The organism is Candidatus Binatia bacterium (genome assembly GCA_023150935.1).
Lineage (GTDB): Bacteria > Desulfobacterota > Binatia > HRBIN30 > HRBIN30 > JAKLJW01.
The window spans coordinates 156840-168450 of sequence record JAKLJW010000003.1; the positions used below are offsets into that span (position 1 = coordinate 156840).

Here is an 11611-nt window from a genome sequence, read left to right on the forward strand (position 1 = left end):
GATCACGGCCTGGCCACGACCAGCAACAGGTTCCCGGCGTTGGCGACAAGGCTTTCCAACCCGTGCAGCATGCGGGTCGCAACGAAACCGCGCCACGACAGGCCTCTGCCGTCGCTCAACGGCGGGGACGCCGTGGTCACCTCGATCCGGCCGAAGCCGGCGTCCCCGAGCAACTGTGTCAGCTCGGCCGCGGTAAACTCCCGCACGTGCCGCATCGGGTTGCGGACCCCGGCGCCGGCGTAGAACGGATAGTCGGGGTCGTCGAGGCGAGGATACACGGAGCGGCCCCGCAGCAGCGCCCAACGGTTTGCCATCGAAGCGTGGTTCGGCGTGGTCAACATCAACAAGCCGTCGCCGCGCACCACCCGCCTCGCCTCGCGCAACATGTGCGACACGTCCCCGTCGAGGTGTTCGATCAGCTCGCAGCAGACAACAACGTCGGCGGCACCGTCGCCCGCCGGGAACGGTTGCCGTTCGACGTCGCATGTGGCCACCGTCACGCCGAGCCGCTGCATATGCGTCTCGAACTCGGCACTGGTAACGAGTGTCAGGGCGACGACGCGGGCCCGGTCGTGTTGGCTGAGGAGAGCCGCGAGATGCCCGGGATACGCACCGACGTCGATCACGTTTGCCCCCCCCAGTGATCGACCGCATGCGTGCCTTAGCCGGTCGAGGGTCACCGCATACCGCCAGGCGCTCGCCGCGAGGTAATCGGCGTGCCGCCGTGAATCCTCCGCGGACAGACCAGGCGCAGCCGCGAGCAACTCCCGAACCTGCCCGTCCACGACCGCGATTTGTCCCACGGTGAGCATCACGAACTCGGCGGTCGCCGCGCCATGATCAACAAACCGTCGGCCCGATCGGCCCCGATGAGATAACAGAGAACCCGTTGCGTAAAGAGCTTAACGTGTCGGAGCGGCGTTAACCGCTCCGGAAGCAGCTTGTAGCGCCGGGCCTCCGGCTCCAATCCCGAAACGAGCGCCCACGTGAGGAGGTCGTGCAGGGGGTACAGGTGCACGTGCGTCTCGTCGCCGCTGAACGGAGAAAGGATGCACGCTGGATTTGGAGTGCTCAAGAACAGCCACCCGCCGGGAGCGACCCAGGAAAGCAGTCGTTCCCGCAGCAGCAACCCGGCCTCCAACGGCATGTGCTCGATGACTTCGAAACAGAAGACAGCGCCGAATTGCCCGGCGATCTCGTCGGGATGCTTCCAGGTCGTCTCGAACTCCGGCGACGCATCGAACGTTTCGTAACTGCCGCTGTACCCCGCGGCGAGAAACTTCTTGCGCAGCGACTGGTCGCCGGCGCCGAAGTCGAGGATGCGGTCCACGGTCCGCGCGCGGCGCCACACCAGTTCCTCGACCTGATTGAAATCCGGCCGCCGCTGCCAGTACACGCAGGGCGCCGGTATGGCCATCGCACGCTCGCGCAACTGCATGCGCTGCCAGTAGGTCGCGAAGTGCGGCGTCGGGGACGACGCCGGTGCGGCTCGTTGGGAGGTTGTAGGATTCATCGCCGGGCAGGCTACCGCCATTCGGGTGAACCGGGGTTCCCCGCCGCGTTGCGATCGATCGTTCGCTCCCGTTTCACAGCGCTCACCGCCGGCGGCGGAGCCGGCCGCCGGCGAAACTTATTTCGGATTGTAGACTTCAGATCCGACATCCCAGATCCACGATCTCACACGCCTCGCACCGTCTGCCGCGCCAGAGTCCCCTTCGACAGCTCGTCCGTAACGGTTACCCGCTCCTCGCCGAAACTGACCAGGCCGAGCAGCGCCGCGGTGACCAGGGTCGCCAGCACTCCCACCTCGGCAAGCAATTGCACATCATCACGGTGATGAGTGCATTCCTGAGCGACAGCATGGGATTTCAGACCACGGCCCTGAGCCACGAGGTCTGGGTTTCTTTGTGTGGCGCGAGGATTTCGTCCGTCATGCCGGCGAAAGCCGGCATCCAGCCCTTCATCTGACGCTGGGCCACGTTTTCCCCGGGGTGACGGATTCCGTCGTGCCCCCATTGGGTTGCGGACGAAGCCCGGGCTGGGATTGCGGATCGAGGAAAGCCAGAAGGCGGAATGCGGAAAGGCGAAATGAACGGGGCTCGCGGCTCGGGGCGGTTGCGAACAGCCTGACCGCGTCCACCCTGACAGCCCGCCCTCGGAAACCAGAACTGCGCCCCGTCAGCCTCCCACCACCAGAAACGAGGACTCCTCGTCACTGGCGAACGCCTCCAGATCGCTGGAACGGTTCCTCAACGCTTCTTCCACCATGCTGGTCGTGCAGTTACCCAGCCGAATCCACACCACTTTCGGCGGATGGCCGAACAGAAAGCTGCGTTGGTGAAAGTCCGAGTCCTTGGAGACGATGACGAAGCCGTGCTCCGCCGCGTACGCCCACACCATCGCGTCGTCTGCATCCTGCAGGCCGACGTGCCGCACGTGCTTCGAGCCGGCATACAGGTCCGCAAGCGCAGACACAAGACGCGGCGACAGGTTCTGGTCGAACAGCAACCTCACAGCGGCGGCACGGCCGCGAGGCGCCGCTCACGATCGGCCGCGAACGCCAAGCACGCTCGAATGTCATCGCGGGTGAGATCCGGAAAGTCGGCCAGCACTTCGTCCACCGACATCCCCGCCGCAAGATAGTCCAGGACGTCGTACACCGTGATCCGGAGACCGCGAATGCACGGCTTGCCGCCGCGCTTGCCCGGCTCGATCGTAATCCGATCACGATAGTCCATCTGCCCCACGATTGCGCGCGCAAGAGTGCAAAGTCAAATCCGGGCACGCGTTCCGGGGTGCCAGGGCATTACCCCCTACAACCTGGCGACGTTGCCCTTCAGACGGGCTACCGCCATCCAGGTGAACCGGGGTTCCCTGCCGGGGGTAAACCATCGCCTGTGCGCTCCCGCGCTCACAGCACTCGTCACCGGCGGCGGAGCGGCCCGCCGGGAAACCGAACGGAAACCCGACGAAGTCAGAATAAGGAACGACGAATGGAAACCGAACGAGGACGACCGACGGACGAACCGTCCTTTCGGCCATCCCGCACTCTGCATCGTCTATTCGTCATTCTTCATCCCCACTTCCCCCTAAACCTCCCGCACCATCTCCCGCTCCAGCACGACGCGCGCCTGGAGCCGCAGCCCTTCCAACAGGATCGCGACGCGGTCGGCGCCGCTGAACTGCGACCGAAACAGGCCCGTGTATCCCTTGAACGGCCCCGCGACGATTTCCACCCGCTGACCGTCGCGCAACGACGGCGGGTCGAGATGCACGTAGCCGTCCCGCTGCCGCGCCAGGATGCACCGTAACAGCTCGTCCGGAACCGTGACCGGCTCTTCCCCGAAACTGACGACGCCGCGCACCCCGCGCGCATAGTGCACCGCCCGATACGCTTCCCGCCGATCGAACGCCGCAAACAAATAACCCGGAAACAACGGCCGCACGACTTCGCGCCGGTAACCGTTCAGGATCACCCGCCGCCTGTACCGCGGGCAGAAAGCCGCAACGCCCAGCGCACCAAGCCGCGCCTCCGCTACCTCTTCCCGCCGCGGCTGCGTCTGCACCGCGTACCATGGATGATCTACACTCACGCCGCGCCCCATGATTCCGATCTCACCGGTTCAACCGTTCTCGCGCCGGCGCTGAAAAGCGGATTGCGCCACGCCGACGTCCTTCTGCAGCTCCGGGGATTGCGCCGCCGCCACGAGAGCCTTCTCTATCCGCACTGCGGCATCGGGGCGCACCTGCTCGGGGAGCTGCTCCCACTTGTCCACGTACCATCGCGCGGCGGCAAGCTGCAGGCGCGGGTCGTATGGCGCCAGCGCCGTCGCTCGCCCAACCAGGTCGTAAAGCACTCCCGGCTCGGTGCCCGGGTCTGGCTCGTACACCGGGTCGGCAACCTGAACGAGCCCGAGCAGCACCTCCGGCTGCAGCGGCTTGGCCCAGAGCGCGCGAAACGACGCCTGCATGGCCTCGTCGAATGCCGGCGTGCCGAACGCGGGGCCCACCTCCTCGTCCACGGCAACCGCCCGCAATTGCTCCGCAAGCCCCGCCTGATACTCCGGCGCCGCCGGCGCCAACTCCACCGCCCTGCGCACCAGATCGATCCGTTCGGCATCCGGCAGCACGGGCGGGGTCTCGGCTAGATTGGTGAGCCAGGTGTCCGGATACACGGCGTGATACGCCGCCGCCGCACTCCAGTTGGTCCACGTCCAGGAAGCCCAGAACGCGCAGCAGACGCCGGCCGCCACGGGCACCAGAAGCCTAAGAGCCACCGGCGATGCACTGGTCACTGAAGACCGAGGACTGTGGCCGCGAGACTTCTTTTCACGCGTGATTCTGACGAGTCCGCCAACCAGGACCGCAAACACCAACGCGTTCGCGGCGCGGTGGAGGTTAAAGTCGGTAAACGAGTGCACGAGCATGGCGAGCACGCCCGCGGCCAGACCCCAGCGCAATAGCGCGTCGGGCGTACGGCTGGTGGCCCCGCGCAAGACGCGAAAGACCCGCACACCGAACAGGCCGAACAACGCGGCGGCCGTCAGAGCGGCCGGTATTCCCGTCTCGGCAAGGAACTGCGCGTAATCGTTGTGCGCCGCCGGAATCCCGAATTCGTAAGCCGCGAACGTGTAGGGCTTATATAGCGGGAACACCGCCGCAAAGGTTCCGAGCCCGGTACCGAACAGCGGGTACTGCACCGCGAGGTTCAACGTATCGAGCGTCAGCCAGTGCCGCGCCAGCTCGCCTTCCCACAAACGCGGAAAGATCTGCGGAAAGGTCAGATAGAAGATGGCCAGAAAAGCCAGCACCGCCGGCAGCAACGCGACGTGGGAACGCAACCGCCCGGTCGCCTCGGGCTCCGGCACTGGCGGCGCGATTCGCAGGTCCTCGGCCAACTCACTCTCTAACACGGGACCCTCCGCCTCGGCGCTCTCCGTCTCCGGGCCCTCGTTCGCCGACGCCGGCGAGGCGGCTATTGTTCGCTGCGGTTCGACGCTCGCCCCGAAGCCGTTACGCAACGGGTACTCGTAAACGATGTCCTCGGCAGGAGCGCTCCACACGTCGGCGCCCGGGGCCGGCGGGGCCGCCTTCACGGAAGCGTGGCGAGATGCGTTCCCTCCGCCGGAACGCCGGCGCCGCGAACGGCGAAGCCGGTTCGCCTTCTCGCCCCACGCCCCGAACCAACGATCGCGCCAGCGCTCCGGGGCGGAGCGCTCCTCGCGCGCCCCCGGCGGCAGAAGCGGCACCATGATCGCCAGGGTCGCAAAGGTTGCCAGAAACGCCGAGCGCGAACCCGATACCGCCAGCGCCACGAAGAGCAGAAACGCCACCGTCCCCGCAATCGCCGCGCGTGCAACCGTCGGATGCGACAACAGCCGGCTGTAATCCGAAACGTGCCAGACAAGCCCCCGCCGGCGGGCCCGCACAACCGGGTCGCGCCGGGCCTGCTCCCACCAACCGATCGCCCACGCCAGCGCTAGCGGAAAGATCATCTCGAGAAAACCGGCGAAGTGGTCCTTGTTGGGATACGTACCCATGCAAACCGGGCGGTAACACTCGAACCACAGAATCCGTCCGTACCCGCTCGACGCCTGCAAATACCCGTAGATCGCCAGCATCAGCGCCAGGCCGATCAGCAACCCGATCAGCCGGCGCAGCGTGCCGATCGCGTCTCGCCATGGGTAGAACGCCACGACGCACCCGATCAGGAGGTAGGCGGCACCGATCGACAACGCCGACAAAGTATCCCACGGCACCAGAGACAGCGGTCGCCAGGCTCCCGCTCCCGGCAACGGCGAGGTCATCTCCACAGCCGCAGCCACGTCTCCCAGAGGAGCCTGCTCGGGCCAACCCGGAAGCGCGGTCCTTGTCGCCTCGAAACCGGACGGGGACAGGAGGCCGATCAGCATCGGAGGCAGGGGCAAGAGGGGAAAGACCAGCAGCGCGATCAACGCTGCAAACGCCAGCGCCGCCGTCGACCCGGCACTCTCAGGTGACGTTAGCCTTTCTACCCACCGAGACAGCGCATGGCGCACAGAGCCCGACGTACTCAGAGCCGACACCTCTCCGCCTCGTTCACGTCCCGGCCCATCATCCGGATTGGCCGTTACGTCGTCGGCCCCCTCTTTGGACCGACCGCGTCCGGAAAGGCGAGATCGGAACAACCGGCGGGCGCACCACACGACGCCGATCAGCGCCGCCCCGAACTGAATCGCGTACCGTCCCGTGTAGCTCACCGACGCCAGCAGGAGCACCGCGACAACGACCAGCGACGCCGTGCCCCACAGGGCTACGACGTCCAGCAGGCGGCGAGGGTTCACAAAACTGCCTCCGGAAGATGCTTTTCGGCGTTTCCTCGGCCGGCCTCGAAATGCTTTGCCTCAGGCCAGGCCGGCGGCACCGAACTCATGGTGACGGTCCCGGTTGAAGGGGTACGAGGTGCGGCGGGAGCAGGACTGGTACGACTGGCCGGCGGCTGGAACATTCGCTGCGATACGACCTTTGCCCCGGGGCGTGGCGCCGGACCACGCCCCGGGGTCTCTTGCTTAACTCGATGACGCCCTACGACGTGACCGACGGCGTCGGCGGCGGCGTCGGGCGGCGCGTCGGATTCCGCGTCGGTCGACGCGGCGTGCGGCGACGACGCGCTTCCTGGATCAGGCCGGGGTCTTCCTCGCCGGCGGCGAATGCGGGATCGTCGCTCCCCGTACTGGGCACCGCCCCGGTCGCCGGCTGGACCAGTAACAACGAACCCGCCAGCAATACCCCGGCGATCACCGTACACAGATGCTGCATCGCCCGGCGCTTCCGGCCGCGTGCAACGGCTACGGCCCCAACCGCGAGGAGGAGCAGCGCCGCCGCGAGAATCATGCGATCGGACATCGCCGGCACCGCCGCACCCTGACTGACCCGCACGTCATCGATGATCGCGCCCGAATCCATGCAAGCGTCGCCACCGTCGTCGCCCACGTAGAACGTCACCCGCCACACACCCGGGCTCGGGATGGGCACGACGGTCGTCTGGAACGGCGTCCGGCCCTGATCGCCGTAAAAACAATCCGCCGGACCGCCGGGCGGGTCGGTTATCACTTCGTACGTCGACGTGTCGAAGTTGGCGAACGGAATGTACTCGAACGTCCCCGTGTAGGACTGGTTGAACGGATTACCGTTGGGGTTGCCGGCGGTCAGGCCCAACACCTGGATGTCCGGACCCGGCGGGTTGACGGGCGTCAGTACGACGTGAAGGTCGTCGTGGAACTCGTCGGGGCGTTCGCTGTTCAAATAGCTCCACACAAACGAGAGCCTCGCCGGCACCTGTGTGACGACGAACTCCTGCGAGATGCTCGTGGTATCGAACTCGATGTACGGGCAGGACATGCACGGTCCGGGGCAGATGAAGTCGGGGTCCGTGCTGTCGTTGCAGTCGCTATCGACGTTGGTCGGCGGGTTGCGCTGCACCATCCGCGTAATGGGACAGACCTGCGGGTCGATGATGTCCATGCAGGGCAGCTCGGTACCCCCGGGGGTCGACGAGATGAATCCCATAAAGACCCCGCTGGGCGGAAGGACGCCCGGCTGGATAGCGCCGTCGCGGAAGAAGTCGTCGCCGGTGAGCACCTGGGCGCCCACCATCTTGTCGCCTCCACCCTCATCGAGCGGCGCCGTGGCCTGGTGCAACAGCACCGTCCACCCCGTAAAGTCGCCGGTCTCGAAATCGCCGTTGACGATTCCCTGAGCGGCAACCAGAACGGGTGCCGCCAGTATCGCCGCCAACCCGAGCGCCGCCGCCCTCAACATCGTCCGAATTCCCTTCATAGCCTTCCTCCCCGGAACGTCCTGTCGACATCCCTCTTAACGTACCGTGCCAGCTTCACCTGCTCACGCCTGCTGCTGCGAGTTACCGTAATATCCGTAGTATCCACCGTGGTAGTGCCGGTAATAGTAGTACGACGACCCGCCACGCTTCACGTCTACCGAATTGAGGACGACACCGAGCACACGCGCCCGCACTGCATCGAGGTGCGACAGGGCTTTACCCACAACGTCGCGGCCCCATTCGCTGGCCTTGACCACGACCACGACCCCGTCGGTCTTGGTTGCCATTACCACACTATCGGTCACAGGCAAAATGGGCGGCGAGTCCACAAGTACAAAATCGAAGTTCTCCGAAAGCGTCGCCAAAACCTCGTTCATGACCGCAGAACCCACCAGTTCGGCCGGATTCGGCGGCGGCGGTCCGGCGGGGAGCACGTAGAGACCAAAGCGGCTCCGATCGCCGTTCTTGCCGCTGAGCATCGGGGAGCGCACGACGGCGTCCGCCAACTCGCACTGTCCCGTGAGCACGTTACTGAGACCAGGCTCGCTGGGAACCTTGAGCGGTTGATGGCACGACGGATGACGCATATCCGCGTCGATGACGCACACATTGGACCCGCTCATGGCGAGACTGACGGCGAGATTGATCGTCGTTACCGTCTTCCCCTCCGACGCCTGACTGCTGGTCACGAGCACGGTCTTCGGGGGATTGCCCGGGCTGGAGAACAGGATATTGGTCCGGATGCTGCGATACGCCTCACTGATCACCGATCCCGGGTTGGTTACCGTAACCACCTGCCGCCCGCCGCCGCTGCCGTTACCGTGACCGCCTTCATTGCCGTTGCCGTCACCCACCGCCGGCGCTTCCAGGGCGGGCTTACCGTAGGCCGGAATCTGCAACACCCGCTGAAAATCGGGAATGACCCCGAGCGAAGGCAGGTGCAGCCACTCGGCAATGTCCTCCGGCGTGTGAATGCGGGTATCGAGGCGGTCCAGCAGAATGGCGCCGAAAGCGCCGGCCATCAACCCCAGAAACAGCCCCATCGCGAGGTTGCGCTTCGTCTTGGGAAACGTCGGCACCCGCGGCACCACGGCCCGGTCCACCAGATTGACTCCGGTCCACCGGAACCCGTTGGTCAGCAGGTCCTGTTCCTTGGCCTGGCTGAGGAGCGTGTTGTAGAGTTCCTGGTTGCTCTCGACGTCGCGCTGCAAGATCAGCATCTGAACCAGCAACTTGTCCTCGTTGCTCGCCGCGGCACTGACCTTTTCGAAGTTCTGCCGCAGCTCGGCTTCCTTGGCGAGCGCCGCATCGAGGGTCGTGCGCATTTGTTCGCGGGCCTGGGATCCCGCTTCGCGCAGGCGCTGATCGAGAGCTGCGATCCGGGAACGCAGCGCCGCCATGTCGGGGTGGTTGGCCCCGTACTCGCGTTGATTTGCCTGGTGCTTGGCTTTGAGACCCGACAGCTCGTCGCGCATCGTCTGCAAGCCGGGGTCGGGCAACGTCCCGGCGAGGGCCTCGGGGCTCATTGCCTGCGCGTTGCGGTAGTTGGCCTCGGCGACGATCCGCTCGCCCTGCGCCTTGGTCAGCAGTTCGTTGAGCTGCTGCAACGAGGCGCGCGTGATCGTGGTGTTGTCTTTGGGCAGGTGCAGGATGCCGTTCTCGCGCTGGAAATCGTTGAGGGTCTGGCGCGAGGTTTCCAGCTTGGTCCGCACGTCTTCCAGTTGCTGGCGGACGTAGCTGTTGGCGTCGCTCATCGACAGGGCGCGGGTTTGTTCGTCCATGTCCATGAACGCCTTCGCGTGCGCATTGGCGATACGTGCCGCGGTGGTGGGATCGGGATGGACGGCGACGATATCGGCCAGCGAGGTGGCCCGCACGGGGCTGATCCCCACGTGATCGTAGTAGGCGTTGATGACGTCGAGACCGACGCCCTCCCATTCGGAGGGCGCATTGACGTCGTCGGGTTCCTCTCGTTCTTCGTCGCCGCCGACGGTCGCCCGCATCCGCGACACCACTGCCGCCCAGGCGGTACCGCTCAGGCTCGGGGTGCCGGGGTCCACCGCGGCATGATCGAAGTAGGCCACGCCCTGGGCGCGCAGGCTGTTGACGGCGCGCGCCGCGAGCACCTTTGTCGTGAGCAACCGAGTTGCCAGGGTCGGAGGTATCGACTCCACCCGCGGAAACCTGACGACCTCCTTGCCGGGTGGCGTCGATTGCTTGAACTCGATGGTCGACTGCGCCGTGTACAGCTTCACCTGACGCAGCGTATACGCCGCCGACAGACCCAGCCCGAGGAGTGCCGCCGCCAGCAGCAGAAAGCGGCGGCCGTACAGAAGTCTCCAGTAATAGTGCAATGCATCCTGACTCGACGACACGCCGCGACGAGGCAGGGCCGACAGATCCGGCCCGTCGTCCGGCGGCAACACCTCGACGTGCGCTGGTCCGCCCCGATATTCGACCCGTCGCATCTGCATCCTTCTTCCTCTACCCAACCCTCGTTAGATCACCGACACCGCCCCGCCGATGGTGAAACGCACGATCGTCGTCACCGTGTAGTAGATCCCGTACAGCGCCTTCTTGGTCATCGTATACGGCACGTCGACCCGGTCGTTACGTTCCAGCAAGACGTCGGGCTCCTCGTGACTCTCGATGCGGTCAATGTCGATCGTCCACGCCAGGCTTTCACCATTCGGGGTCGTGCGCACCAGGCGCACAGCGTTGCGGTTGGCCGGGTAAATGAACCCTCCCGCGCTGGCAATGAGCTGGGTCAGCGTCGTGCCGCGCGCCAGAGGATAAGAACCGACCTTCTCCACCTCGCCCTGAACGAGCGCGTTGCCGGCATCCGGCACAACGATCAGATCGCCACCGCGCACGTACAACTCGGCAAGCTCGGTATTGGCCTCGCCGTGCGGCCCCTCCATACAAATGGGGACCATGCCTTTCTGGTTGGTCACGGATAAGTCCACTCCGCCGCCGCGGGTGATCTGCAGACTGTCGCCAAGGACGGCTACGTCGGTGCCGGCGCCCTGCTCGACCGGACGGAAAAGGATGTAATTGCCGGCGCCCTGCGCCCCGGTCCCCTGGGACAGACCACCGGCCATCGACAGCACGTCGACGATGGAGTGCCGACCCTTGGACAACGAATGCAGGCCGGGCCTGTTCACCGCACCCAAAACGGCCACCTGCTGGCCTTGATAGTCCTTCAAGAAAACGCCGACGAGCGGGTCGTTGAGCACCTGCTCCCGCCGCAACTGCTCGGCGATCTTGCGGCGCGTCGCCGCCAGGCTGAGCCCCTTGACTTCAACCGGGTCGATCATCGGCACGGCGATGACCCCGCGGTCGTCGACGCGCGCCTCGGTCGAGAAATCCCCGCCGCCGTCTGGCCGGTAATTATAAATGGTGATGGTCAGCAGGTCCCCGACGCCGACCGTGTAATCGGTGGTCTTCTGTTCGAGCGTCTGCCGAGCCGCGACGATCTGATCGATACGGGTCAGTGCGTCGGGCTGGCTGCAAGGATTATCCGGCCGCACCACTCCCGCAGTGGCGGCGACGGGGGTCTCCCCTTTCCCGGCACTGCACCCCCCCAACACAACCGCAACCGCCAGGGCCCCGATGAAGTACCTGCCGACGGTACAATACGACCTGCGACCGCCTCGGTTTCGCGCCGCGACCGTCTCCGTCAACACGTACCCAACAGGTGGGCGCCCTATCGCGAGCATAGCTTGCACTACCATCGCGACATGCTTCGCTCCCCGCACCACACCGCGTCGCATGCCAAAAAAAAACCGCGGC

Annotated in this window: 10 protein-coding genes; all 10 read right to left on the reverse strand. The window is 65.7% G+C overall.

Annotation, left to right across the window (positions count from 1 at the left end):
- Positions 1-2: 2 nt before the first annotated feature.
- Positions 3-626 carry a class I SAM-dependent methyltransferase gene (locus L6Q96_03880; GenBank protein ID MCK6553713.1) on the reverse strand — a complete coding sequence of 208 codons (624 nt, stop codon included), beginning with the start codon at positions 624-626 and terminating at the stop codon, positions 3-5.
- A 185-nt stretch (positions 627-811) separates the two neighbouring features.
- Positions 812-1513 carry a class I SAM-dependent methyltransferase gene (locus L6Q96_03885; GenBank protein ID MCK6553714.1) on the reverse strand — a complete coding sequence of 234 codons (702 nt, stop codon included), beginning with the start codon at positions 1511-1513 and terminating at the stop codon, positions 812-814.
- Between the two features lie 164 nt (positions 1514-1677).
- A complete protein-coding gene (locus tag L6Q96_03890) occupies positions 1678-1818 on the reverse strand; it encodes a hypothetical protein (GenBank protein MCK6553715.1) in 141 nt (46 codons plus the stop codon).
- Positions 1819-2178: 360 nt separating this feature from the next.
- Entirely contained in the window at positions 2179-2514 is a 336-nt protein-coding gene (locus tag L6Q96_03895; GenBank protein ID MCK6553716.1) for a DUF5615 family PIN-like protein, read from the reverse strand.
- Complete coding sequence (locus L6Q96_03900; GenBank protein MCK6553717.1) at positions 2511-2738, reverse strand: DUF433 domain-containing protein; 228 nt, start codon at positions 2736-2738, stop codon at positions 2511-2513. Before L6Q96_03900 ends, L6Q96_03895 begins: the two co-directional genes overlap by 4 nt.
- Before the next feature lie 351 nt (positions 2739-3089).
- Complete coding sequence (locus tag L6Q96_03905) at positions 3090-3593, reverse strand: hypothetical protein (GenBank protein MCK6553718.1); 504 nt, start codon at positions 3591-3593, stop codon at positions 3090-3092.
- A gap of 30 nt (positions 3594-3623) precedes the next feature.
- Positions 3624-6323 (reverse strand): O-antigen ligase family protein, encoded by a 2700-nt coding sequence (locus L6Q96_03910; protein ID MCK6553719.1) that lies wholly within the window; start codon positions 6321-6323, stop codon positions 3624-3626.
- Between the two features lie 241 nt (positions 6324-6564).
- Positions 6565-7818 (reverse strand): hypothetical protein, encoded by a 1254-nt coding sequence (locus L6Q96_03915; protein MCK6553720.1) that lies wholly within the window; start codon positions 7816-7818, stop codon positions 6565-6567.
- Positions 7819-7881: 63 nt separating this feature from the next.
- The gene (locus tag L6Q96_03920) at positions 7882-10287 is read right to left on the reverse strand and encodes a polysaccharide biosynthesis tyrosine autokinase (GenBank protein MCK6553721.1); all 2406 of its coding nucleotides are present in this window, start codon (positions 10285-10287) and stop codon (positions 7882-7884) included.
- 30 nt (positions 10288-10317) lie between these two features.
- Positions 10318-11409 (reverse strand): SLBB domain-containing protein, encoded by a 1092-nt coding sequence (locus L6Q96_03925; GenBank protein ID MCK6553722.1) that lies wholly within the window; start codon positions 11407-11409, stop codon positions 10318-10320.
- Positions 11410-11611: the final 202 nt, after the last annotated feature.